Below are 24019 nucleotides of genomic sequence, written 5' to 3' on the forward strand. Positions count from 1 at the left end.
GCATCCTGTCAGCTGACCCTGACAACTCATCCTTTACAAGGGCGTCGCTTTCGAGCGACGCCCTTTTTGTTTACGCAGTACTCACTAGATGAGAATCGGGGGCTACGCGCCCCCTACCCCTCTGCTTGCCAGATACGGTCCCAGATGACATCGAGGGACCAGCGGTCGCCGCCGTTGTTACGGGGCAGCATGCGGGGGTCGATTTCGCGCCAGGGGGCCGTGGGGTCATCACGCTCGGCCACAGCGAAGTTAAACGCGTAGGAGGGCTCGGCGCCCATACGCAGATCCCGCAGGATCAGCCACTCCCCACCCTCGGGGGCTGGGACGACCTCGGCCTTGACGAAGCCGTGATTGAACCACAGCAGGCGCTGCACATTCGGGTAATCACGTACCTCTGCCAGCGCCGCCGTATCCGAAGCATTGCGACGGAAGCGCGTGGGGCCCTCATCAGCGACGAGCGAGCGTTCGCCCTCGAAGAAGCCGTCTTCAGTCATGGCAACAGAGCGCCACAGCAGGGTGTTCAGCGGCGTGGGCACAGAGAAGTACGGAGCATCCGCGTAGCCGAGACGAGCCAGCTCCGCGCGGGCCTCGCGGTCGGCCTGCGTTTTTGCGATAAAGGCCCACCCCGCATAGGCGGTACTGATGACGAGCCCGGCGACGAGGGCCTTTTGCGCGAGTGGGCGCGCTCCTGCAATCAGCGCGATGATACACCCGAGCAGGAGCCAGATCGTGTAGAGCGGGTCGATGATGAAGAGATTTGCCAGCATCACCGGCGGCGGCATGAAGGGCCAGAAGAGCTGGGTGCCGTACACCGTGCAGGCGTCGATCAGCGGATGCGTGACCAGCGCCGCCTCGATGGCCCAGAACCAGCGACGCGGAGCCGCCCGGACTCGGCCGCGCCGCCCATAGCGTTTACACAGCCACCAGATCAGCCAGCCGATGAGGGGCAGCACGAACAGCGAATGCGTAAAGCTGCGGTGCCAGGTCATCAGCACGACCGGGTTATCCGTGGCCAGGATAAGCGGCAGGCTGTCGAGGTCGGGAAGCGTCCCCAGAGCCGCCCCGGCCAGCAGGGCTGCCCGACGGTTTTCAGCCGGCGCGATAGCCGCACAAAAGGAAGAGGCGAGGACGATTTGAGTCAGAGAATCCATGTAACTTAAGTGAAAGCCAGCGCGAGAACGTACGCCTACCGGGCAGGGAATGCGGCCCCTTAAAAAAAGCAAGTGGGCTCGGCTGCTCAGGACAACCGGGAGTGCGTTCGCTGCTGATTGAGAGCTCACCGAACGGGTTCAGTTCCCAAACGCCCGTCAAATGGGTGTTTTTTTGCCAAATGGGCGTCCTTTAGCCTTGCAGGCGAGGAGCATGTTTTATCTGCGTTGTAGGGGTATGGACCCCCAAACGCGCAAAAACCTGCGCTGCAGCATTGCTGATGCTATCCTGGCTACCCCGTGGACGATTATCTCGGTCCCCGCAGGGTTTATCATCTCGGCGCTCCTGAACCTGCACTACGGTATCCGGCCGGGGATGTTCGGGCTCATCGTATCCCTGCCCGCCTGGGCGAATGCGTCGCAGATTTTGCTCATGCCCTTTATCGCGCGGTTCTTCAATGCGCGGGACATGACACTGAGCATGTCGTGGCTAAACCTCGGGCTGTGGATTATGCTGACGGGCGCGCTGCCATTCTTCCCCGAGGACAACCGCGTCGCCGCCGGGCAGATATTTCTGATTTTCTTCATTCTTTCCAGCAGCAGTGCGGCCTTTATGGGGTTGGGGTGGCTGGCATGGATGCGGCAGATCGTGCCGGGAGAAATCCGGGGGGAGTTTTTCGGGCGCCGTAACCGCTACATCGCATTTGTCACGCTGGGCTTCCTCTTCGTGAGCATGGGCCTGCTGGAGTGGTACCCGGACAACGTCAGCACCTACCAGATCCTGCTCGGGATCGGCATGGCCGGACGCTTTGGGGCACTGCTGGCCCAGCACCTGATCATGGACGAAAAGTCCAACAACGAGCCCCTCGTCCAAGGGAAGTGGTGGAGCCAGCTGCGCGTGACTCTCGTCCACCCCGGTTTCCTGGCCTTCATTTTGTTCAATGCGTGGGTGAACTTCTGGATGAACGTGACCGGCCCCTTCAGCACGGTCTTTGTCTACGAGCACCTGGGTCTGAGCCCCGGTCAGTTCGCGATTTTCAATATCCTGGCCACGATCACCGGCGCATTTGCAATGCCGCTGTGGGGCAAGTTCATCGACCGACATGGTTGCGTCCCGGCCATCGGCCTCGGACTGCTGCTGTGGCAGTGTCAGAACCTGATGTGGGCCGTGCTGACCCCGGAAAACACCTGGCTGCTGTACCCGATGTGGCTGTGGGGTGGCTCGGTAGCCGCAGGCTTTGTGCTGGGATCGTTTAACCTGCTGCTGAAAATCATCCCGCCGGGAGCCAAGACGACCGCGATCAGCCTGAACCTGGCCGCGACCTCAATCGCCGCGGGCTCGGCCCCGATCATCGTGGGGCTCCTGCTCGATATGGGTGATGACCGGGGCTGGTCGCAGGTGATGATGTACCGGGTCGGATTCGTGACAGCTCCCGTCGCCATCCTGCTATCGCTGATCTTTCTCAAGCGCATCCGTGAGCCTGCCGCCGACTCGCGCTACTCCACCGTGTGGGGCGCGATGCGCATGGTTCGCCAAAGCATGCAGAGCTTTGGACTGGCCACTTTAGGGAACATCACGCTCATCCGCCACAGGCGTAAGAACGAGCCGTCCGATGACAACGATCATGATGACTCAGACGGTCCGCTCTCCGATAATGACGACTCGGACAAGTAAAGCATCTGCTTGGAGACAGGGCGCTTAAGAAACTCACCGGCCATCACATTATCCGTGCAGAGGGCACAAATCCCGCGCGGCAGGTCTACCTGAGGCGGTTTTTTGCCGTTATTCTGGCTTTATTCTTGCAGCTCTGCCGAAGGTGTTATCTCCGTGAATAGAGTATGGACGCACGCACAGAAAAAAATCTGCGCGTCGTGATGGTTGACGGTATTCTGGCCACTCCCTGGACAATTCTGTCGCTGCCGGCGGGCTTCATCATCTCCGCTTTGCTGAATCTGCACTACGGGATCAGGCCGGGGCTATTCGGCTTGATTGTCTCGATGCCTGCGTGGGCCAATGCCTCGCAGATCGTGCTCATGCCGTTTCTGGCGCGTTTCTTTACGGCCCGAGACATGACGATCGGAATGTCCTGGCTAAACCTCGGGCTGTGGATCCTGCTGGCCGCGGTGCTCCCCTACCTGCCAGATCAGGACCAGGCGGTCGCGGGGCAGATTTTCCTGATCTTCTTTATCCTGGCCAGCCTGAGTGCCTCGCTGCTGGGGCTGGGTTGGCTGGCGTGGGTCCAGCGGCTGGTCCCCTCGGAGAGCCGGGGCGACTACTTCGGCCGCCGCAACCGCTACATCGCCCTCACGACGCTGGCGTTTCTCTTCATGAGCATGGGGCTGCTTAAGTGGTTCCCGGACAGCGTGTATGGCTACCAGCTGATTCTATCTGTAGGCGCGATCATGCGCTTTGGCTCCGTACTCTCGGAGCACCTCACCCGCGAAGACCCCAGCGAGTCCGACCAACCGCTTATCCAGGGTAAATGGTGGTCGCAACTGCGCCTGACGCTGCGACACCCGGGCTTTTTGACCTTCGTCGCCTTCAATTTCTGGATCAACTTCTGGATCAACCTCACCGGTCCCTTTGGGGCGGTCTATGCCTACGAGCAGTTGGGGATCAGCCCCGGCCAGTTCGCACTCATGAACATCTTTTCCACCATGACAGGGGCCCTCGCGATGCCGCTGTGGGGGAAGTTCATGGACAAGCATGGCTGCATGCCCGTGATCGGGCTGGGCCTGCTGCTGTGGCAGCTGCAAAACTTCCTCTGGGTCGCACTGACTCCCGGCACCACCTGGCTGCTGTACCCGATGTTTCTGTGGGGCGGCTCGGTCGCAGCGGCCTTCCTGCTGGGCTCCTTTAACATCCTGCTCAAAATCATCCCTCACGATGCAAAGACGGCTGGCATCAGCCTGAATCTGGCGGCGACATCCGTCGCTGCCGGGATGGCCCCGATCCTCGCCGGTCTGATCCTGAACTTTGGGCAGAGCATGGGCTGGTCCACGGTAGTCATTTACCGGATCGGGTTCACCATCAGCCCGGTGGCCATTTTGCTGTCGCTGCTGTTCCTGAAGCGTATCCGTGAGCCGGAGGCCGACCCACGCTACTCCACCGTCTGGGGGGCCACCCGCATGGTGCGCCAGTCTATGCAAAGTATTGGTCTGGCCTCGCTGGCCAATACCACGCTCGTGGGCCGTAAAATCCGCCGCCCGCGCCGCTCCGCGCGGAAGGCAGCCGCCAGCAAGTCCTCTCCCCCTCATAAGGATGCCAATACCGATCCTGAAAATAAGATTGAATAAATCCAGTAATAGGCTTGACGAGGGGCCGGGATAGCCCCAATTTCTACCGCTTTTCACAAGAACCCTTTCCGACGATGGCACAACCCAAACGTAAGCAGTCCAAGATGCGCAGCGCAAAACGCCGCGGCGCCAACCGATTCAAGGCCCCCTTGCTCGCCAAGGATCCCACCGACGGCACCGCCCATCTGCCGCACCGCGTCAACCCGGCCAACGGCATGTACCGCGGGCGTCAGGTGATCGAAGTCGATCTCTAAGAGATACGGTATCAACCTTTTTAGAAAACCGGCACGCCTCATGCGTGCCGGTTTTTTTATCTCCTGCCCCCACCCGTAAAAATGAGAACACACCGTTTTTCGTGCCCTGGGGTGATGGATAACTCCTTGACGCTTTTGAATGATCAACACAGCTTATGCTCCCATGGTTGATATGACGTGTGGAGCCACCGTTGCGGTGGATGCTATGGGGGGTGACCTCGGCCCGGCCGAAGTTGTTGCCGCCATCCAGCTGGGGCTTGGTAGCCCTGATTGGACCAAGCTGCACAAAATCATCCTGACAGGCCGCCAGGAAGAACTCTTGCCGCTGCTGCGTGAGGCCGGGCTGGAGAAGCACCCCAAGCTCGTGCTGGAGCACGCCTCTGACGTGATCGCCATGGACGAAAAGCCCAAGGTGGCCTTCCGGCGCAAGGAGTCCTCCCTGCTGCGCGTGATTGACCTGGTCCGCACCGGGCAGGCTGATGCCGCCGTGAGCTGCGGTAACACCGGGGCGCTGATGTTCTCCTCCACCCTGATTCTGAAAAAGATGTCCGGGGTCGAGCGCCCGGCCCTGCCCGCCGTCATCCCGAGCAAGAACCACCACTTTATCCTGCTGGACGCCGGAGCCCAGCCCGAGACGACGGCCCGCCAGCTCGCCCACAACGCCATCCTGGGCGAAGCCTACGCCCGCGCCATCTTCCCCATCGAGAAGCCCCGTGTCGGATTGCTGACCATCGGTACCGAGGAGGGTAAGGGCACGGCCCGTATCGCCGAGGCGCACGACCTGCTCAAGCAATTGACCGGTGAGATCAACTACATCGGGCTGATCGAGGGATTCGACACCTTTAAGAACGTGGCCGACGTGGTCGTCTGTGACGGCTTCACGGGAAACATCCTGCTCAAGACGCTTGAGTCCATGGTGGTGACCCTCAAGGACGTGCTCAAGGACGAGTTTAGCGCCACCCCGATCCGCAAGATCGGAGCCCTGCTCAACAAGGGCTCCTTTGCCAGCATCAAAAAGACCTTCAGCCCCGAGCATTACGCCGGCGCTCCCCTGCTCGGTCTCAACGGCCTCGTCGTCAAGGCTCATGGCTCCAGTAACCGCGAGTTTATCAAGAGCGCCATCCGTATCGCCTGCGATGCACTGGAGCACGACATGAACGCCCATGTCGGCGATGCTATCGAAAAAGCTAACGCGTTCGCAAAATCCTCTACAGAACCGGCTGCCAGCGTAGAATTTTCTGGTTAAGGCTGGCTTTTTTCGCCAAGGTCTTGCGCCATCAAGCCATTGCCCGATTTAAAACCGCTGCCCCATGGCTAAAACGGTTCTGAATCAGGTATGAGATCACTCCACACCGCCTCTTTGCGCGGTGACGCCTACACCCGAGTCAATGCCCGCAGACACAGCCTCCGTTATCGTAAAAGGAATTGGTGCCTATGTGCCCGCACGCATCGTTACCAACGATGAACTTTCCAAAACCGTCGATACCTCCGACGAGTGGATCCGCACACGTTCCGGTATCAGCGAGCGCCATGTAGCCGACCCGGACCAGGCCACTTCCGACCTTGCCACGCAGGCTGCCCTGGCTGCCATGGCCGATGCAAACGTGTCCCCCGAGGACATTGACCTGATCATCGTCGCCACCATGTCCCCTGACATGGCCTTCCCGTCCACCGCCTGCCTCGTACAGAGCAAGATCGGCGCGGGCTGTATCGCCGCCTTTGACATTACCGCCGCCTGCAGCGGCTTCCTCTACGCGCTGGAGACCGGCACCCGCATGCTGAAAGCCGGTGACTACCGCCACGCGCTCATTATCGGTGCCGAGAAGATGACCAGCCTGATGGACTGGGATGACCGCACCACCTGCGTGCTCTTCGGCGATGGAGCCGGGGCCGTTGTCCTCGGTAAGAGTGACGAGCCCGGCACCGGGGTGATCGACAGTATCCTGCGCGCCGACGGCGAGCGCCCCAGCCTGCTCTACATGCCCGCAGGCGGCTCGGCCCGCCCGGCCAGCGCCGAAACCGTGGCCAACCACGAGCATTTCCTCAAGATGAACGGCAAGGAGATCTTCAAGGTCGCCGTCCGCGACATGGGTAAGGTCGCCCTCGACCTGCTCGACAAGGTTGGGGTCAAGCCCGAGGAGGTCGCCTGCTTCATCCCCCATCAGGCCAATATCCGCATCATCGAGTCCATGGTGGCCCGGATGGGCGTGCCGATGGATAAATTCCTCATCAACATCGACCGCTTTGGGAACACCTCGGCGGCCTCCATCCCGATCGCCCTCGAAGAGGCCCGCCGCACCGGTAAGGTCAAATCCGGCGATTATGTGCTCATGGCCGCTTTTGGGGCCGGGCTGACCTGGGGCGCTTCGCTGGTCAAGCTGACCTGAGCACCGTTGAAATCCTGACAGATGCGCGCGACATTCTTTCTGCTGATCTGCCTTTGTCTGGCTCCTTTCGCCCAGTCCTGGGCTGAAACGGCCTCACCCCAGTCAGAACCGGGCATCGAGGTGCGCCTGCTGGGTAAAGGGAAGCCCGCTCTGTTCGCACTGGATAAAACCAGCCAACTGCGCGTGGGTAAGACCATTGCAGCCGACAGCGAAAAGGACGGCGTCTTCACCGGAACCATTCTGACCCTGAAGCCGACACTGACCGATAGCGGCGACATCGCCTACGAAGGCTCACTGCAAGTCATTGATTTTATGGGGCTTGAGCCCGACAAGGACGGCAATATGACCGTCCTGACCCAGTCTGAAACCGCCCCCGTCAAGGGCGTCCTCGGCAACCATCAGGCCGTGGCCGTACAGCTACCCAAGCTGGACCGCACCGTCTATTTCGCGGTAGACGACCCGGCCCGGCCAAAAAAAGATTGCGCCGCGTGCGGCCCTGACGACAAAGAGTGAACCCAATCCACCCCGATCATCAATTTATACCGGCAGCTCAATCCGTGCAAAGGAGGGCTTGCCAAGCCGGAAGGCAGCTAACACAGTCATTGATAAATATGCCTACGCGCATCCTGACATTTCTCCTGTTCCTGAGCACCCTCTGCGGCCTGCGGGCTGAGCTGGTGTGGACTCCCGATGAGGGCTGGCACGTCGTTGGCGGCGTGACCGAAAAACTCGTAGGCCCCTCCGGCGAGGACTTTGCCAATGCCATCGACATCATGAACGAGGCCCGCGAGGACCAGGAGAACGGTAGCCAATGGTCCGCCCTCGATCTCTACGACGATGTCGTCAGCGATTATCCGAACTCTATCTTCGCGCCCGAGGCCCTCTACCAGAGAGCCGTCATCTACATCGACCGCAACCAGTACGAAGCCGCCACCAAGGAGCTTCAGAAGATCGTCCGGAAGTATCCCAACTACGAGGATTTCAACCTCGTGGTTAAAAGCTTCTACGATATCGGCGAAAAGGTTCAGGACGGCTCCCTGCCCTACTACTGGGGCCTGATCCCCGGCTTTTATAACTCTGAGCTGTCCACCAAGGCCTACGAAGAGGTCGTCCAGAGCGCACCGTACAGCGACTACGCACCGATGGCCCTGATGAATCTCGCCATCGTCGCCAATGAAAACGAAGAGCCCGAGCAAGCCATTGATGCCCTCGACCGGTTGATCAACAACTACCCGGACAGCTTCATCACCTCCGACGCCTATCTCAGCCTGGCCCAGACCTACGGCTCCCTCGTCCAGGGCCCCGAGTACGACCAGGGCGCCACCCACCAGTCCATCTCCTACTATAAGGACTTTCTGATCCTCTTCCCGGATTCCACCAGTATCGCCGATGCCGAGGCTGGTCTGTACTACATGCAGGAGACCCTCGCCGGTAACCGCTACGACATGGGCACCTTTTACTGGGAGTATCGCAACAACCCGCGCGCTGCTCTGATTTTCCTGAATGAAGCTATCACCGTCGCCCCGGACTCGCCCAGTGCCCGCAAGGCCCGCGAGCTGATCATCAAGATCAAGTCCGGCGAAGAGCCGCCCATGACCCCCTACGACTGGGTCTTCGGCCGCTACCGCGAGCCCTCCGACCGTCAGTACGACGATCAGAGCGAGGTCGATATGCTCGAGAACGAAGGCTTCCAGATCGAGCAGACCGAGCAGTTCCTCGAAACGCCCGGCGACGAAGCAGTCGAGACTTACGATCCTGAAACCGGCACCACCCAGGACTACATGGGCGTAGGTGTGCCGCTGGCTGATCCTTACCTCGACGACCCGATCATGGAGCCCTACAACGGCGGTCCCATTGACCCGATGATCGGCCCCGAGTTTGAGGACGTGAACAACCTCTTCCCGGTCCAGCTCCCTGGCCCGAACACTCCCGAACAGCAGGCCGTAGACAAGCAGCAGACCGAAGCGGCTGAAAACGAAAACCTGCCCGCAGGAGCCCAGTAAAACCGCCCCCATGCCCTCTTCGACCCGCTTTCGTCCGATCTTTCTCGCTGTCATGGCGCTGATGCTCCTGCTGGGTGCCTGCTCGCACTATCAGCTCGGACCTCCCGGAGAGTTGCCCTTCCGCACACTCTATGTCCCTCCGGCGATCAATCGCACCTACGCTCCCCAGCCCGGTGCGCTGCTGACAGACCAAACCATCAGCGACCTGCAGGGGCACAGTAACGTCAAGATCGTCCAGAACGAGCAAGCCAACGCCACCCTGAGCATCTCTATCGTCGAGTACGAGCGCTCGGTGGGTGCCACGCAGAGCCAGGATACGGGATTGGCTCAGTCCTACATCCTGACCATGGTTTGCCTCGTCACCTTGACCGATAACCGTACCGGAGAAGTCCTCATGGAGGGTCGCCGTGTGACTGCCTCGCAGCAGGCTTACGTCCAGGGCGGCTTCCAGATTGCCGAGTATCAGGCCATGCCCGTGCTGACCCGTGAAATGGCACGCAAGATCAGTAACATCGTCGTCAGCGTCTGGTAATTTTTCATGTCCAAGCCCTTTATCGTAGCCCCCTCCATCCTCGCTGGTAATCACGCCCGCCTGGCAGAGAGCCTCGTACAGGCAGAGGAAACCGAAGGCGTTTCCTGGATCCATCTAGACATCATGGATGGGCACTTCGTCCCGAACCTCAGCTTCGGGCCGCAAACGGTGGCCGATCTGCGCGGAGGCAGCAATCTGTTCTTCGATGTCCACCTCATGCTGGACAACCCGCACCTCTACATCGACGCCTTTATCAAGGCAGGGGCACAGAACATCACCATCCACGCCGAGCCCGACTACCCCAAGGCGGAAACCCTGCGCCAGATTCGCGCAAGTGGTGTCAAGTGCGGCATCTGCATCAACCCCGGCACACCGGTGGAAATGCTCGAGCCCTACCTGGAAGCCGTTGACCTGATCCTTTTAATGACCGTGCAGCCCGGCTTCGGGGGCCAGTCCTTCCGTGAGGACGTCCTGCCCAAGATCGAGAAAGTCGCCAGCTGGCGTCAGCAACACGGCTACAAGTGGCGCATTGAGGTAGACGGGGGCGTGAACCTCGAAACCGGCCTCCAGTGCCGTGAGGCGGGAGCCGATACCTTTGTCGCGGGCACCGCGTTTTTCAAGCACCCCGACCGCGCCCAATTTGTCAGCATCCTGGAAAAACAGGACGCTTGAGCTGCCCCATTACCTCATTTTCTCAGAGGCAGTAGGCTAGCTACCAGTGTGCAAGCTGACAAAAATAGGCAAATGTCAAGGTTGACATCATTCATTTTTTACGGCTGAGTGAAGTTTGTGGGTCCGTGGAGAAATTATACCCTGCTTCTCCTGCTGTGCGTGATGTTTGGCGTACGGGCACATGCTGCAGAGCTGAATAAGCCCAATGAAACGATTACCGAGTATGTAGTCGGATTCGATGAAGACCCCGAGCAGGCCGAGAAAAAGGCCCTCGAAATGGCTAAGGCTCATGCCAAATACAGCCCGTTTGAGATCAAGTATGTCACCATGGACGCGGGTACCGGCGACTATTACTGCCGGATTCTCATCGAGCATAAAATTTACTCTAAGCCCAACCAGACCAAGAATTCGCAGGCTACAATCGGCTACGGCAACAGCTGCGAACGTGCTTACGAGGATGCCATCGAAAAGGCTGCTGAAATCCTCAAACAGTGTGATACCAACACCTCTCGGATCAACGACGAGAAAGACGATCGCGCCCAGACCCGCAACCGGGTGAACGACGAGAACTTCTGGGTAAAATCCCATACCTTCGAGAAATTCGGCTCAAAGTGGACCTGCATTATCAAGTTCGAATATCTCAAGGACAAAAAAGCCGACTAGGTTGTCGGGCTGATAAGCCATAAGGCATGTAGCATGCCCGGCCTTGAGCGTGAGGCAGCGCTTCGATAATCAAGTGTCATGGACTGCCCTCACCAGATCGGCAGCGATTCCAATCGGCTGATGAACTGAGCCTTTTTGAAGAGGCGGCAGCTGAATCGCAGAAGCCCCCCTCTAGCCTTGAAAGGCCCTAAGCGCACGCAATGGGGCGTATCCTGAGCATCAACATGCCCAGACAAGCCGGAAGCAACCCGGCCAATTCACTCAACCAGCAAAACGGATAGCCCTTGAGGGCCTAGTCTGCCTTTTCGAGGCGAACCAGCTTGAGCTGGTCGAGCTGGTAATTCCCCAGACCAACAGCCTGGGCATACTCGAACAGCTGCGGATCGCGCTCCGGTACGGGGAAACGCTCACGCACACGACCGTTGTAGATACGGCGCCACATCAGGTAGTCGATCGCGACCGGATTGGCACTGAGCCACAGCTTGGGCTCCTGCTCGGTATATAGAGAGTCAAAACGCGGCCCGCCCATGTACTGATAGCGCTCCAGTGTCTGAATGGTGAATATCCAGGTCTCACGCAGTTCCGGGATAGCAGCGATTTCGGCCGCAGCGACCGGGGCATTGGCCGGACTTGCGAAAAAGCGCATATTGTTGCTGATGTTCCAGAGCGTGGCATTGGCCAGAGCACCGCTGATGCCCAGCGCCTTGTCGTCCGAGGTCATAGGCAGATTGATCCAGAAGTCCACTTGGGATACCAGCGGATAAGCGAGGTAGCTCTTACGCTCCTCAGGGTCGCTCTGGTAGTCAAAGCGCGAGTTGGAGGATGCCATGGCGACCCGCTCGCGGGAAGGCAGGTTAGAGTCGTAGAACCAATCCTGGTTGTAGTAATCACCGGTATCGAGCGCATAGACGGGGATACCCTCAAATTCGCTGGGTAGGTTATCGCGGCGCGGGAGATAGCCGCTGTCGCGGAGGCGCTCGGAGTTGGCATCCAGCAGGAAAAGATTTTCTTTTTTAAAGCCGCGCTCCTCCAGTGCGGTCACCACGGCGCGCACGAGATTTTTCGGCGTGCGCAGTCCCGGACCCGAGGATGTGTAGATTTTGATGCCGACCACCCCTTTTTCGCCGGGCTCGATTTTCTTGTCGCCGGTACGCTCGTAGGCGCGGAAGAGCGTCTCAACTCCGGCCCGGTAGCCGTAGTAGTTAAAGCTCTTCATGGGGTACTCCCACACATAGGACTGGAGCTGCTCATCGGGCGTGTAGTCTGCCCCGACAGCGGGACGCAGCAGCACAAAAACCATGAATAGAGGGATCAATCGATAAAAGCCGGCCATTCTCAACACTTGACAGAGTTTACACTGGGCAAGACATTGTCCCAATCAATACGGGCATGTCTATAACAGTCGGCAAGATTGCGGCCATTTGTTTAGCAGTGGCAACCTTTTTCGTGGCCGGTTGCTCTCGCAGCGACCCCGAGGCCGAGCAGGCACGCATCGATGCAGAGGTCGCGACCCAGCTCGATGCCGCCAAGCGCCTGCTCTATAACGGCAATGTCGACCAAGCCGTCGTCATGCTCGAAACGCTCGACGCCGACTACCCGAACCGCCCCTCCGTCATCGAGCAGCTCGCCTTTGCCTACGCCGAGGTGCCCGATCCGGCCATGGCCGCTTTTTACTTTGACCAGGCCTACCAGTTGGAGCCTACCCGCTCTGATCTGGCTCTGTTCGCCGCCCAGGCCCATGCCAGCATGCAGGACTGGGGCGCAGCCGCCACCGCCTACCAGAACTATCTGGAAGATGAGCCGATGGACGCCTCCACCTGGAAGCAGCTCGCCCAGGCCCAGCGCTCCGCCGGTAAGGTACGCCCCTCGCTCGAAGCCTGGCTGCGCGCCTTCAAGGCAGAGAAGAGCAAACCGACCGTCACCGAGGCCGTTGAGCTGGGTAACCTTTACTACGAGCTCGATAACAAGGCCCAGGCCGGGGATTGGTGGAACTACGCACTCAAGCTTCCCGACGAGGGCGATTCGCACGCTCAGGCACGTCTTGGCCTGCTCCGCCTGGCTCTCTCCCGCGAGCACTGGGATCAGGCCAACGAACTTGTCTCCCGGCTCGATGAGCAGTCCCCCACCCTCATCGACAGCAGCGACCTGGCCGGTATCCGCGAACAGCTTCAGCAGCTACAGGCCAGCACGGTGATCAAGACCCCCTCAGCCGAGCCTCCCGCAACTCCCACCGCGACACCACCCGCTTCCGCCAACGAGACCGCATCTACCTCCACCAGTGACAGCACGCCTGCCACGGGTACGATGACCACCAACGTGGCCGATCTGCCCGATGGTGGCACCAAAGTCGTCGACAGCGAGGATGTCGTCCCCGCCGGTCAGGACATCGTGACGGAGGGCAATACAACCACCGGCGGCACGGACGAGCACGTCATCACGGCTACCTGGGGTCAGGGTGAAAATGCCGGATCAGCCACGGTCACAGTCGATGAGGCCGAGGGCTCCGTGGCCCCGACCCCGCTGGCCGCCCCTGAAACGGATAACCAGCCGGAAATGCCGCAAACCTCGAACGAGTACGAGCGCGGCATCATCGCCTACCAGGAGGGGAACTTCCCCGCCGCCGTCCGGCACTTCCAGCTCTCACTCGCCAATGAGAACATCGAGAGTGCCCCGACCTACTACGAGCTTTCCCGCGCCTACTACGCGATCGGTCAGTGGCAACAGGCTGAGCTCTACGCCTCCGAGGCCATGCGCCGCCAGCCCCGTAACATCCAGTACCGGGCCCAGTACCTGCGCACGATTCAGAAGAGCCAGACCCGCCAGCGCCTGATGGAGGAGCTGGTCGCCGCCTACGAAGCCTTTCCCGATAGCCCGGACATCGCCCTGGCGCTGGCCCGCGGCTACGACAAGATCGAGGGCAACCCCCGCAACGCCCGCATCATGTACGAGACCTTCCTCGACATGGCCCCGCCTGACCACCCCAAGCGCGCTGAAATCGAGGAGCTGCTGGTTTACTATCCGTAGGCACTAAGCAGCGAGAGCTGCTCCGGCACGGCGGACATCTGCACTTTACGGCGCTCCAACAGGGAGCCTATGCCTGCCGACGACGCCACAGGCATAGCCCCAGCGCAGCCAGGCCGACCCAGGCAGCCCAGGTTTGCGGCTCGGGAACGACATTGATGCTGAACACTGTGTCAATGATCAGGTCCGTCTGCTCATCGTATTTGGTATGATCGTAAGGAAGATCGCCATAATATTGGTCATAGCGCATCTTCAGCACCCCACCCTCGGTATCGTAATAGAGGTGCCCCGAGGTCATCTTGGGGCCGGAGGATGGCTCCCCGGAGCTGTAGTAGGCCGGATCAAGCGGGTCCACAAAGCTCAAGGCAGCGTTTTCTGAAAACTGGATGATGCCGTCGTTATTGGAGTCATCCCAGACCAGGCCCGAAGCCAGCAGATAGTGCCCGCCACCACCCTCGCTGGAGGGGTACAGGATGGAAAACAGCGTTGCTGCGCCGTCTCCCAGCGAGTTCAGGAAAAACGAAGATGTGGGTGCGGAGTCCGTGATGTAGCCGGGATTGCTCCAGGTGGGCGGGTCCCAGTAGTCCGAGGATAGATACATGCCGCTGAAGAGCGTCTGCGTAAAGCCGTAGTCCGAGACGATGTATTTGTTCAGCGCATAGGGGACACGCTCGTAGGCTGTCCCTGAATTCGTCGTGTCCATATAGTCGCTCCCCATCAGCACCTCAGCAGTCGCCTCCCAGGAGCTGTACGTCGTACCTGTAAGCGTCGTACCGTAGTAGCCGGAGTAGGCATTTTGCAGGTAGGTCATGGCGTTGGTCGATGAGGTCGGCACGCAGGCCTCATTGCCAGGGAGGTCAAACGTATCGAGGCTGTATTGGTCTAGCCAGCCAAAGTACGAGCTGTTGAGGCTGACACTGTAAGTCGTAGCATGAAGCGGAGCAGTCACCAGCGCGAGAGCGCCAGCCGCGAGAGTCAAACGGTTAAGGTATGGCACATTCATAGTATTAATACGTGAGAGTAGTTAAGCGAATACCGAAATGATGAGCACCTAGCGAGCCAAAATCTCCCCCGGAGCACCTTCTGATCATGAATGCTCATCAGGTACAGTGCAGACTTGCATGGGAGGCGATAGTGGTTTCTTTTCCGGTAATAAGGGCATGCCCAGGGTCAAACGTAGTAGCATCGAAAATCTCCGACAGCGGGTCAGCCTCCTGGATGTGGTTGCCCCGTACACGCAGATGAAGCGCGCCGGTGCCCAGTTTCGCGGATTGAGCCCTTTTAACGCGGAGAAGACCCCCTCGTTTTACGTCCATCCGGAGAAAAATGTCTTCATGGACTACTCATCCGGTAACGCCGGGGACCTCTTCCGCTTCGTCCAGCTGAAGGAGAACCTGGAGTTCGGCGAAGCGGTCGAGCTGCTGGCCGAGCGCTTCAGCGTGCCGCTGGAGTACGAGGACGACGGCATGCCCCGCGAGCGCCTCTCCCTGCGCAAGGAGTTGCTCAGCCTGCACGAATTCGCCACCGACTACTACCATCGCTGCTTCCAGGCCGAGCACGCCGACTCCGCCGCCATGCGCGAGTATTGGACCGCCAACCGCCGCTTCCCCCTGGAGCTGGCGGACGAGTTCAAGATCGGCTTTGCGCCCGCTGGCGGCGGCAAGCTCCCCGACCTTTTACGGCAAAAGGGCTTCTCCGCCGAAGCCCTGCACCAGTGCGGCCTCTTTTACATCAACGACCACGACACGGAGGCCCGCAGCCCCCGGCCCCGGTTCCGCGGACGGCTCATGATCCCTATCCGCGACGTGCAGGGCCGCGTCATCGCCTTTACGGCCCGGCAGACGGACCTCACCCCGCAGGACGATCCTTCCCGCGAGGCCAAGTACATCAACTCGCCCGAGACTCCGCTCTTTAAGAAAAGCGATGTGCTCTTCGGGCTGGAGCGCGCACGCCAGCACCTCAGCGACGGGCAGAGCCTGATCCTCGTCGAGGGGCAGCTCGACTGCCTCCGCTGCGTGGAAAAAGGCATCCTCAACGCCGTGGCCCCACAGGGCACCGCCATTACCGAGCACCAGCTCGCCCTCCTGCGCCGCTACAGTAACCGCGCCGAAGTCCTTCTCGACGGCGACCGCGCCGGGCAAAAGGCCGCCCTGCGCATGCTTCCGCTCGCCCTCAAAACCGGGCTCGATGTGCGCTTCCTGTGCCTGCCCAACGGCAGCGACCCTGACGAGCTCCTGCGCGAAGGCGGCGCTGACGCCCTGGAGGCCCTTTACCGGGAGGCCCTCGGCTGGGTAGAGTTCGCCGTCTCGACCCTCCTGCCTGCAGGCACGGTCCCCGGCAGTCCAGAAGAACGCCGTGGGCTGGACGAGATCTTTAGCATCATCGCCCAGAGTGAGAGCGCCGTCATCCGCGAGCAGGCTCTCTCCGAGCTGGCCCTGCGTATGAGCCGGGTTGACCGGCTCGCCCTGCAGCGGGACTTCGAACGCTTCAGCAGCGGGCAGACCCGCCCGGCCCCACAGGCCGAGCAACCCGCCCCGCAGAAAGTATCCGAGGCATTGACAAGCGCTGAGTCTCAGCTATTGTTAATCGCTTTGCATAGCGATAGACTGGCTCATTCTATTTCTAATACTGTTGATCACCAGTGGGTTAACGGCAAATCAATAGAGGGCGGGCTATTGCGTAAACTGATAATAGAGTTCCAGAGTGAAAACTGGAACGGCCTTGATGATTTTATTGAACTGCTTGAGTCCGACGAAGAAAGAAACTATCTTTATTCCCTGCTCAACCGGGATGTGGAGCTGGACGAGCCCGAGCAAACTGTGCTCGGACCCATTCAGGCGCTCTATCGCCGGCACGTTATGCAGCTACAAAAGGAGCTCGATCTCAAGCTCATGAATACGCCCGCTGACGACGCCGAGAGCATCCGCGCACTGCACCGCCAGCGGATCGAGCTTCGCAGTCAGCTAAGAAATCCCCCCGCGATCAGCCTTTAATTCCCCTTTTTAATTCCTCCTGTAACCAGCCGTTCGAACATGTCCAAGAAATCTACCGAAGCCACCGAGCCGAAGAAGAAGGCGTCTGAGAAGGCACAAGCCCGTCTCAACGACAAAATCCGGGTGCTCATTCGCCAGTCGAAAGAACAAGGGTACCTGACCGTCCAGGACATCAACCGTGTCCTGCCTGAAAGCGTCAACAACCCTGAGGAGATCGAGAATGTCATCTCGATCCTCGAAAACCTCGAAATCGACATCCTCGACTCCGAAGAGGTCGAGGCCTACAAGCAGCGCGTCGAAAACGAGGAGGAAGCCGAGTCCAAGAATGCCAGCATGGACATCCTGGACGACCCGGTGCGCATGTACCTCAAGCAGATGGGCCAGGTGCCCCTGCTCACCCGCGAGCAGGAGGTCTCCATCTCCAAGCGCATTGAAAAGGCCGAGCAGAAGGCCGCCGACGTGCTCTTCTCCGTCGGCCTGACCACCCTTTACCAGATCGATCTGGCCAAGAAGCTCATCGACCGCGAAGAGCGCTTTGACCGCGTCGTGCTCGACAAGAAGATCGACAGCCGCGAGAACTACTTCAAGGGCCTGCCCAAGCAGATCGAGCTCGCCGAGGCCGCCGAGGCCAAGTGCGAACGCGCCTGGGCCGACATCCAGAAGCACGATGACGACTCCCCCAACGAGAAGCGCGCCAAGACCCGCCTCTCCAAGTACGAGTCCTCCCTCAAGCCGATTTTCCGCAAGTTCTGCTTCAAGCTGAAGGTCTTTGAAGAGTTCCTGGACAACCTCTCTCCCACCCTGCGCGAGATCGAGGACCACCTGGAGCACCTCAAGCTCGCCAACAAGGTCAAGTCCAGCCGCCACCGTAAGCACGACCCCGAGACCATCCGCAAGCGCCTCGAAGACATCAAGCAGATGTACCGCATCGAGCCCGAGGAGCTGCTCAACCTGGTCCGCGAAGTCCGCAAGAACATGCGTGAGGCCCATCGCGCCAAGACCGAGATGGTCGAGAGTAACCTGCGCCTCGTGATTTCGATCGCCAAGAAGTACACCAACCGCGGCCTGTCCTTCCTCGATCTCATTCAAGAGGGTAACATGGGCCTGATGAAGGCCGTTGAGAAGTTCGAGTACCGCCGCGGTTACAAGTTCTCCACCTATGCCACGTGGTGGATCCGCCAGGCCATCACCCGCTCGATCGCCGACCAGGCCCGCACCATCCGTATCCCGGTGCACATGATCGAGACCTTGAACAAGGTCATGCAGGTGCAGAAGCAGCTCCTCCAGGAGCTCGGCCACGAGCCCACCCCCGAGGAGGTCGCCATCGAGATGGACCTGCCGGTCGAGCGTGTCCAGGCCATCATGAAGATGGCCCAGCAACCGATTTCCCTGCAAAGCCCCGTCGGCGACTCCGACGACACCAACTTCGGTGACTTCATCGAGGACAAGGGCGCGGAAAACCCCTACGACATGACCGCTTACTCGCTTCTGCGCGAGAAGATCATGGACGTGCTCGACTCCCTCACGGAGCGCGAGCGCCGGGTGCTCTCCCTGCGCTTCGGCCTGCAGGACGGCTACAGCCGCACCCTCGAAGAGGTCGGCCGCCAGTTCAAGGTCACTCGCGAGCGTATCCGCCAGATCGAGGCCAAGGCCCTGCGCAAGATGCGTCACCCGACGCGTATCCGCCAGCTCCACGGCTTCTTTGAGGGCGAGATCGACACCTCCGGTCCCGGCTTTGACAACTTCCGTCGCCCCGGCGAGTAAATCTACGTCCGCACGGAGAACCCCCCTGATCACCATGCGCGGGATTCGCACCGCCCTGCTTCTTTTGGCCGCCTTTTCCCTGGCGGGTACAAGCGGCTGGGCTGCTCCCCGCAAGGCTAAGCCACCGATCTCGCTGGAGCGTCAACCCGTCCAGCCGGACAGTGATGAGGCAGAAACACCGGAGCCTGCCGATGCAGCGCCGACGCCTGCCACTTCTCCTGCTAAGCCCAGTCAGGCCTCTCCGGCAGCGACGACCGACGTATCGACAGCGGGCATGCCCCCCGGCGCCAGCTTGACCCGAGGCTATGTGACCCAGATCAAGGGTGATGGTGTCGTTGCCCAGGATCGTACGCCCGGTCAGCCCGTGCGTAGCGGCCCCGCCCCCGACATCGTCGTGCAGGCGGTCCCGGTCGATGCAGACGGCAATCCCCTGTCCCCGGAGCCGACACCGGCGTTTGGACCATCCCCGGCTCAGCCAGAAACGGCCCTGAACGAAGCTGATTCAACTCCTGCCGAGTCCCCTCAAGAAGATGAAAAAGCCTCCGACGAGGGCGGCTTTTTCAGCTTTCTTTTCGGTTCTGACGATGATGAGGAGGAGCAGAAAGAAGAGGCTGCACAAGAGGAGACCATTCCCGTCCCGGACCTCTCCCCCGCCTCGCGTAACATGCGCATAGGCGAGCTGGTCACGATTGATAATGACCGCAGCCTGGGCGTCGTCTGGCTGGAGAGCCGCTACCTGGCGTTTTATGGACGTGAGCTGGTTCTCTCCCGCGCCGATGACCTCAGCGTGACCGGTGTGCTTCAGCTCACCACCCTGCGCAACGGCAAGGCCGTCGGCCTCAAGCGCCTCACCGGCACTCCCCGGCGCGGAGACGAGATCATCCTGCCCGGCCCCCAGTACACCGACTACATCAACGAGCTCTACGACACCGGGCAGATCGCCCACACCCGCGACGACCTGGACGCGGACAACGCCGAGTAGACCGTCCGGCAGCTCCCACCGCAAAGCGCATTTGGGAGTTGTTTTAGCACCCTTTTGCGCGTAACTTAATCCTAACAATTCCCATGAACGCACTTAGCTCTCTCGCCTTTATTCAAAATCTGGGCTGGCAGGAAATCCTGCTTATCCTGATTATCATCCTGCTTTTGTTCGGCGCCAAGCGCCTACCGGAGCTGGCCAAGAGCCTGGGCAAGTCGATGAAGGAATTCAAGAAGGCCACCTCTGAGGCCGAGCAGACCTTTAAGAAGGCGCTCGACGACGAAGACCAAAAGCAGCAGGCCCCCAAGCCGCAGCCCGCGCCCACTCAGCAGGCTGAAGCCGAAGCCTCCAAGGAAGCCGAGACACCCGCCTCCACCGAGACCACGACCAAGCAGTCGTAGGCACAGAGGGGATATCTTTTTTTGGGGCAAACGCTCGGCGTTTGATCCGATCAAGGAGCTGAGCTCCTGGCGCATGACCGAGTGGTGCAGTTTTGATGTTATCATCGTGTCAGCAATCGCTGAGCAGAGCATCAAAATTGGGCCGCACCATCTCGGGGAACCCTGCCAAGAGTCACGACGTACCTTCATGGCATTTTCTCCTGAAAATGCCACAAGATGCTCACCCCTTCAAATACAGGGCTCTGTCCTGCGTAGGGGCAGCGCCTCTCAGTGCCAGCGGGGGCACCCCGTTAGCCGCCGGCGAAGACCACGCGGTAACCGCGGCTCTCGAATTCGGCAGCGACAGCCTCGCGCATATCCCCCTGGATCTCGATCGACTTCCCCTTGACTGCCCCACCGGTGCCGCAACGGGTTTTCAGCGTCTTGACCAGGGCGTCCAGCTCCTGCGGGCCGGTGTGCAGCAGCCCTTCGCCCTCGCAGAGGGTCACGGTCTTGCCACCGCGTCCGGCCTTGACGCGCTTGATGTCCACGCGACCCCGCTTTTTCTGCGGTTTGGCCACGGGGGCGGACTTCGGAGCGGGCACGGGCTTGCCCTCCGGTAAGCCGGATGATGAAAGCGCGCCAAAGGGATTGTCCGCGCTTAAATCCTGCCCGCCGTCGGTCGAAAGTTTATCTTTTTTGGCCATGGAAAAATCGTTCGTTCTGTCTGCTTCAATCCTGCCACCCCAAACATAAATCTCAAGCGCAGCTTTAGACGGATCATAAAACCCCGGATGTACCGAGCCCCTATCAAAACGCATTCATGGGGGCGTAGCCCCATCGGGATGCGAAGCCCCTTGGCCCTGCGTTACCCCTTAGGGGCGCACTTTCCACGCGCAGCCTGTTTCCCCTCGTTGAGCCACATCCAGGCTTTTTCGTAGCTGCGATTCTCTAAATAGTGAGCGAGGTCGCCCGGGATTTCTGCCTTATGGTCGCGGACGAGCTCGTCGAGGGCTGCAACTGCCTCGGCCACATTTCGCTTATACACCACAACGGATTCGATAAGCTGATAAATACTATCTCTTAAGCTCATAGAAAACATACGTAAATACTTGTCACAGAGGGCAGGTCAACGTATATCCTAACAATTGGCCTTATCCCCCAAACGCGATGAAAAATCTCACATTCGCCAACCGCTGGAACGCGGACCTGATCGATGAATATTACCAACGCTGGCTCGAGAGCCCCGACGGGCTCGAACCGCAGTGGCGTGCCTTTTTTGAAGGCTTCGAGCTTGCGCAGAACGTAGCCGCCCACGGCGGAGAGGTACCGGCCGGTGTCCCCGCCGATGCCGACCCGATCACCCAATCGCGCGTTATTGGGGCGATCTACGCCTACCGCTCTATCGGCCACACGGAGGGCCACTTCAACCCGCTGCGGAAGCAGATACTGGAAAACCCACGCCTGAAGCTCGACCGGCTTGGGCTAGAAGGAGCCGATCAGGATAAAAAATTCCACACCGGCAATTACCTCGGCGGCACCTTCATGACCGTGCCCGAGCTGCTCGGCCGTCTGAAGCGCACCTACTGCGGCCACGTCGGCTGCGAGTACATTCACATCCAGGAGACCCCGAAGCGCCGCTGGATTCAGGCCCGCATCGAGCCTAATGACAATCAGCCCGTTTTCGAGCCCGACCAAAAAATCCGCATCCTGCGCAAGGTCATGGAGGCCGAGCAATTTGAGCGCTTCCTGCACACCCGCTACGTCGGCCAGAAGCGCTTCTCTCTCGAAGGCGCCGAGACGCTCATCGCCGCTCTCGACACGCTGATCGAGTACTGCCCGGAGATGGGCGTCGAGGAGATCGTCATGGGCATGGCCCACCGTGGCCGCCTCAACGTGCTGGCAAACATTTTAGGCAAGTCCTACGAGTACATCTTCCGCGAGTTCTCGGAGAACTACATCCCCGACACCATCCACGGTGACGGCGACGTGAAGTACCACCTCGGCTTCGAGTCGATCCGCCCGACCAGCTCCGGTAAGGACATCGAGCTGCGTCTGGCCGCCAACCCGAGCCACCTGGAGGCCGTCGACCCCGTCGTCGAGGGTAAGACCCGCGCCCGCCAGCGCATCCGCGAGGACTGGGACCGCAAACGCGTCCTGCCCTTCCTCGTACACGGGGACGCCGCCTTTGCCGGACAGGGTGTGGTCATGGAGACCCTTAACCTCTCCCGCCTCAAGGGCTACCTCACCGGCGGCACCATCCACTTTGTCATCAACAACCAGATCGGCTTCACCACGGACCCCCGCGAGTCGCGCTCCAGCCGCTACTGTACCGACATCGCCAAGATGATCGAGGTGCCGATCTTCCACGTCAACGGGGACGACCCGCTGGCTGTGGCCCACGTCACCCAGATCGCTCTGGAGTACCGCCAGCAGTTCGGCGACGACGTGGTCATCGACATGTACTGCTACCGCAAGCACGGGCACAACGAGTCCGACGAGCCGGTCTTTACCCAGCCCGGCCTGTACAAGCAGATTTCCCAGCACCCGGCCATCAGCGCCGTCCTGCGCCAGCATCTGGTCGAGGAAAAGACCCTCTCCGACGAGGACGCCGAAGACCTGACCAAGGAGTTCCAGCAGGCCCTCAACGACTCCTTCCTGCGCGTCAAGAAGGAGGAAGAGGAGAAGAGCAGCAAAAAGAAGAAGACCTTCGAGGGCTCCGCCGCCGTCAAGCAACCGGGCTACAACTTTGACCCGGTCAAGACCGGCGTCACCCGCGGTATGCTCACCCGCGTGGCAGAGACCCTGACCACCATCCCCGAAAACTTTAAGCCCAACAACAAGATCCAGCGCCAGCTTGAGACCAAGTGGAAGAACTTCCAGGACGGCGACGGGATCGACTGGGCCTTCGCCGAGCAGCTCTCCTGGGGCACGCTCCTGCTGGAGGGCACCCCGGTGCGCCTCTCCGGGCAGGACAGCGAGCGCGGCACTTTCAGCCAGCGCCACGCGGCCTTCTACGATGTCGAGACGCGGGTACGCTACGTACCGCTGCTCAACCTCGACCCCGAGCAGGCCACCTTCTGCGTCCACAACTCCTCCCTCTCCGAGGCCGCCATCCTTGGCTTCGACTTCGGGTACTCACTGGACTACCCGGACATGCTCGCCATGTGGGAGGCTCAGTTCGGGGACTTCAGCAACGGCGCGCAGACGCACTTTGACCAGTTCATCACCTCCAGCGAGTCCAAGTGGGGCCGCGTCTCCGGTCTGACCATGCTCCTGCCGCACGGCTACGAGGGTCAGGGCCCCGAGCACTCCTCGGCCCGCCTGGAAAGGTATCTTCAAGCCTGCGCCGAGGATAACATCCAGGTGTGCATGATGACCACCCCGGCTCAGTACTTCCACGTCCTGCGCCGCCAGATGAAGCGCTCCTTTACTAAGCCGCTCGTCATCATGGCCCCCAAGAGCCTCCTGCGCTACAAGGACTGCGTCTCCAGCGTGGACGACCTGATCAAGGGCCGCTTCCACGAAATCCTCGACGACGAGCAGCCTGCCAAGAAGACCGACCGCGTCATCTTCTGCTCGGGCAAGGTCTACTACGACCTGATCAACTACCGCGCCGAGCACAAGATCACGGACGCCACCATCGTCCGCGTCGAGCAGCTCTACCCGGTCAACGAGCAGCGCCTCTCCGAACTTCTCGAAAAGTACAAGGGCTACAAGCACCTCGTCTGGTGTCAGGAAGAGCCGCAGAACATGGGTGCGTGGACACACATCTACCCGTATCTGCTCAAGGCCGCCGGACAGGCTCCGGTCTTCGCCGGTCGTCAGGCTGCTGCCAGCCCCGCTCCCGGCTCGCTCTACCAGCACAAGCAGGAGCAGCAGACCCTCGTCGAGGAAGCCTTCACCCTCTGATCCATATCGATTTA

At 60.3% G+C, this 24019-nt stretch carries 21 protein-coding genes; 16 read left to right on the forward strand and 5 right to left on the reverse strand.

The window, feature by feature from the left end; all coding sequences use genetic code 11:
* Positions 1-113: 113 nt before the first annotated feature.
* Complete coding sequence (locus K0V07_RS14880) at positions 114-1151, reverse strand: metal-dependent hydrolase (RefSeq protein ID WP_220622179.1); 1038 nt, start codon at positions 1149-1151, stop codon at positions 114-116.
* A gap of 235 nt (positions 1152-1386) precedes the next feature.
* On the opposite strand from K0V07_RS14880, the gene K0V07_RS14885 reads away from it, so the two are divergent.
* The 10 genes from K0V07_RS14885 to K0V07_RS14930 all read left to right on the forward strand — a co-directional run bounded on the left by K0V07_RS14885 (position 1387) and on the right by K0V07_RS14930 (position 10956).
* Positions 1387-2823: an MFS transporter gene (locus K0V07_RS14885; protein WP_220622180.1), complete on the forward strand. Its 1437-nt coding sequence runs from the start codon at positions 1387-1389 to the stop codon at positions 2821-2823.
* 164 nt (positions 2824-2987) lie between these two features.
* The gene (locus tag K0V07_RS14890; RefSeq protein WP_220622181.1) at positions 2988-4445 is read left to right on the forward strand and encodes an MFS transporter; all 1458 of its coding nucleotides are present in this window, start codon (positions 2988-2990) and stop codon (positions 4443-4445) included.
* A gap of 74 nt (positions 4446-4519) precedes the next feature.
* Positions 4520-4699, forward strand: a complete 180-nt coding sequence (gene rpmF / locus K0V07_RS14895; RefSeq protein WP_185676746.1) for a 50S ribosomal protein L32 — start codon at positions 4520-4522, stop codon at positions 4697-4699.
* A gap of 139 nt (positions 4700-4838) precedes the next feature.
* A complete protein-coding gene (gene plsX, locus K0V07_RS14900; RefSeq protein ID WP_220622182.1) occupies positions 4839-5945 on the forward strand; it encodes a phosphate acyltransferase PlsX in 1107 nt (368 codons plus the stop codon).
* 142 nt (positions 5946-6087) lie between these two features.
* On the forward strand, positions 6088-7086 hold the full coding sequence (locus K0V07_RS14905) for a beta-ketoacyl-ACP synthase III (RefSeq protein WP_220622183.1): 999 nt from the start codon (positions 6088-6090) through the stop codon (positions 7084-7086).
* A gap of 21 nt (positions 7087-7107) precedes the next feature.
* Positions 7108-7599 (forward strand): hypothetical protein, encoded by a 492-nt coding sequence (locus K0V07_RS14910; protein WP_220622184.1) that lies wholly within the window; start codon positions 7108-7110, stop codon positions 7597-7599.
* 98 nt (positions 7600-7697) lie between these two features.
* Entirely contained in the window at positions 7698-9089 is a 1392-nt protein-coding gene (locus K0V07_RS14915; protein WP_220622185.1) for a tetratricopeptide repeat protein, read from the forward strand.
* A gap of 10 nt (positions 9090-9099) precedes the next feature.
* Positions 9100-9621 carry an LPS assembly lipoprotein LptE gene (gene lptE / locus K0V07_RS14920; RefSeq protein ID WP_220622186.1) on the forward strand — a complete coding sequence of 174 codons (522 nt, stop codon included), beginning with the start codon at positions 9100-9102 and terminating at the stop codon, positions 9619-9621.
* Positions 9622-9627: 6 nt separating this feature from the next.
* Positions 9628-10293: a ribulose-phosphate 3-epimerase gene (rpe, locus tag K0V07_RS14925; RefSeq protein WP_220622187.1), complete on the forward strand. Its 666-nt coding sequence runs from the start codon at positions 9628-9630 to the stop codon at positions 10291-10293.
* 108 nt (positions 10294-10401) lie between these two features.
* Positions 10402-10956, forward strand: coding sequence for a hypothetical protein (locus K0V07_RS14930; protein ID WP_220622188.1), 555 nt, complete (start codon positions 10402-10404; stop codon positions 10954-10956).
* A gap of 292 nt (positions 10957-11248) precedes the next feature.
* Here K0V07_RS14930 and K0V07_RS14935 read toward each other — a convergent pair whose 3' ends face one another.
* The gene (locus tag K0V07_RS14935) at positions 11249-12256 is read right to left on the reverse strand and encodes a hypothetical protein (RefSeq protein WP_220622189.1); all 1008 of its coding nucleotides are present in this window, start codon (positions 12254-12256) and stop codon (positions 11249-11251) included.
* Between the two features lie 89 nt (positions 12257-12345).
* Between K0V07_RS14935 and K0V07_RS14940 the strand changes: the two genes are divergently transcribed.
* Positions 12346-13980 (forward strand): hypothetical protein, encoded by a 1635-nt coding sequence (locus K0V07_RS14940; RefSeq protein ID WP_220622190.1) that lies wholly within the window; start codon positions 12346-12348, stop codon positions 13978-13980.
* Between the two features lie 67 nt (positions 13981-14047).
* Here K0V07_RS14940 and K0V07_RS14945 read toward each other — a convergent pair whose 3' ends face one another.
* Positions 14048-14980 carry a hypothetical protein gene (locus tag K0V07_RS14945; protein ID WP_220622191.1) on the reverse strand — a complete coding sequence of 311 codons (933 nt, stop codon included), beginning with the start codon at positions 14978-14980 and terminating at the stop codon, positions 14048-14050.
* 157 nt (positions 14981-15137) lie between these two features.
* On the opposite strand from K0V07_RS14945, the gene dnaG reads away from it, so the two are divergent.
* From dnaG to K0V07_RS16625, 4 genes are all read left to right on the forward strand, one after another.
* On the forward strand, positions 15138-16970 hold the full coding sequence (gene dnaG / locus K0V07_RS14950; RefSeq protein ID WP_220622192.1) for a DNA primase: 1833 nt from the start codon (positions 15138-15140) through the stop codon (positions 16968-16970).
* A gap of 39 nt (positions 16971-17009) precedes the next feature.
* Positions 17010-18734 carry an RNA polymerase sigma factor RpoD gene (rpoD, locus tag K0V07_RS16620; RefSeq protein WP_220622193.1) on the forward strand — a complete coding sequence of 575 codons (1725 nt, stop codon included), beginning with the start codon at positions 17010-17012 and terminating at the stop codon, positions 18732-18734.
* Positions 18735-18768: 34 nt separating this feature from the next.
* On the forward strand, positions 18769-19716 hold the full coding sequence (locus K0V07_RS14960; protein WP_220622194.1) for a hypothetical protein: 948 nt from the start codon (positions 18769-18771) through the stop codon (positions 19714-19716).
* Between the two features lie 110 nt (positions 19717-19826).
* Positions 19827-20114: a twin-arginine translocase TatA/TatE family subunit gene (locus K0V07_RS16625; protein ID WP_345778180.1), complete on the forward strand. Its 288-nt coding sequence runs from the start codon at positions 19827-19829 to the stop codon at positions 20112-20114.
* A gap of 290 nt (positions 20115-20404) precedes the next feature.
* Here K0V07_RS16625 and K0V07_RS14970 read toward each other — a convergent pair whose 3' ends face one another.
* Positions 20405-20800: a translation initiation factor gene (locus tag K0V07_RS14970; protein WP_220622196.1), complete on the reverse strand. Its 396-nt coding sequence runs from the start codon at positions 20798-20800 to the stop codon at positions 20405-20407.
* A 161-nt stretch (positions 20801-20961) separates the two neighbouring features.
* Entirely contained in the window at positions 20962-21186 is a 225-nt protein-coding gene (locus K0V07_RS14975) for a hypothetical protein (RefSeq protein ID WP_220622197.1), read from the reverse strand.
* A 77-nt stretch (positions 21187-21263) separates the two neighbouring features.
* Here K0V07_RS14975 and K0V07_RS14980 point away from each other — a divergent pair, with 77 nt between their 5' ends.
* Positions 21264-24005, forward strand: coding sequence for a 2-oxoglutarate dehydrogenase E1 component (locus K0V07_RS14980; protein WP_220622198.1), 2742 nt, complete (start codon positions 21264-21266; stop codon positions 24003-24005).
* The last annotated feature ends 14 nt before the right edge of the window (positions 24006-24019 follow it).

Source organism: Ruficoccus sp. ZRK36, assembly GCF_019603315.1.
GTDB lineage: Bacteria > Verrucomicrobiota > Verrucomicrobiia > Opitutales > Cerasicoccaceae > Ruficoccus.

Bases quoted from the DNA above. Each gene is read 5' to 3' on its own strand.
- K0V07_RS14905 (WP_220622183.1), top strand. From the start codon at position 6,088: ATGCCCGCAGACACAGCCTCCGTTATCGTAAAAGGAATTGGTGCCTAT.
- K0V07_RS14970 (WP_220622196.1), bottom strand. From the start codon at position 20,800: ATGGCCAAAAAAGATAAACTTTCGACCGACGGCGGGCAGGATTTAAGC.
- K0V07_RS14915 (WP_220622185.1), top strand. From the start codon at position 7,698: ATGCCTACGCGCATCCTGACATTTCTCCTGTTCCTGAGCACCCTCTGC.
- K0V07_RS14890 (WP_220622181.1), top strand. From the start codon at position 2,988: ATGGACGCACGCACAGAAAAAAATCTGCGCGTCGTGATGGTTGACGGT.
- K0V07_RS14960 (WP_220622194.1), top strand. From the start codon at position 18,769: ATGCGCGGGATTCGCACCGCCCTGCTTCTTTTGGCCGCCTTTTCCCTG.
- rpmF (WP_185676746.1), top strand. From the start codon at position 4,520: ATGGCACAACCCAAACGTAAGCAGTCCAAGATGCGCAGCGCAAAACGC.
- K0V07_RS14940 (WP_220622190.1), top strand. From the start codon at position 12,346: ATGTCTATAACAGTCGGCAAGATTGCGGCCATTTGTTTAGCAGTGGCA.
- dnaG (WP_220622192.1), top strand. From the start codon at position 15,138: ATGCCCAGGGTCAAACGTAGTAGCATCGAAAATCTCCGACAGCGGGTC.
- plsX (WP_220622182.1), top strand. From the start codon at position 4,839: ATGATCAACACAGCTTATGCTCCCATGGTTGATATGACGTGTGGAGCC.
- rpe (WP_220622187.1), top strand. From the start codon at position 9,628: ATGTCCAAGCCCTTTATCGTAGCCCCCTCCATCCTCGCTGGTAATCAC.
- lptE (WP_220622186.1), top strand. From the start codon at position 9,100: ATGCCCTCTTCGACCCGCTTTCGTCCGATCTTTCTCGCTGTCATGGCG.
- K0V07_RS14935 (WP_220622189.1), bottom strand. From the start codon at position 12,256: ATGGTTTTTGTGCTGCTGCGTCCCGCTGTCGGGGCAGACTACACGCCC.
- K0V07_RS14975 (WP_220622197.1), bottom strand. From the start codon at position 21,186: ATGAGCTTAAGAGATAGTATTTATCAGCTTATCGAATCCGTTGTGGTG.
- K0V07_RS14880 (WP_220622179.1), bottom strand. From the start codon at position 1,151: ATGGATTCTCTGACTCAAATCGTCCTCGCCTCTTCCTTTTGTGCGGCT.
- K0V07_RS14980 (WP_220622198.1), top strand. From the start codon at position 21,264: ATGAAAAATCTCACATTCGCCAACCGCTGGAACGCGGACCTGATCGAT.
- K0V07_RS14910 (WP_220622184.1), top strand. From the start codon at position 7,108: ATGCGCGCGACATTCTTTCTGCTGATCTGCCTTTGTCTGGCTCCTTTC.
- K0V07_RS14885 (WP_220622180.1), top strand. From the start codon at position 1,387: ATGGACCCCCAAACGCGCAAAAACCTGCGCTGCAGCATTGCTGATGCT.
- K0V07_RS14945 (WP_220622191.1), bottom strand. From the start codon at position 14,980: ATGAATGTGCCATACCTTAACCGTTTGACTCTCGCGGCTGGCGCTCTC.
- rpoD (WP_220622193.1), top strand. From the start codon at position 17,010: ATGTCCAAGAAATCTACCGAAGCCACCGAGCCGAAGAAGAAGGCGTCT.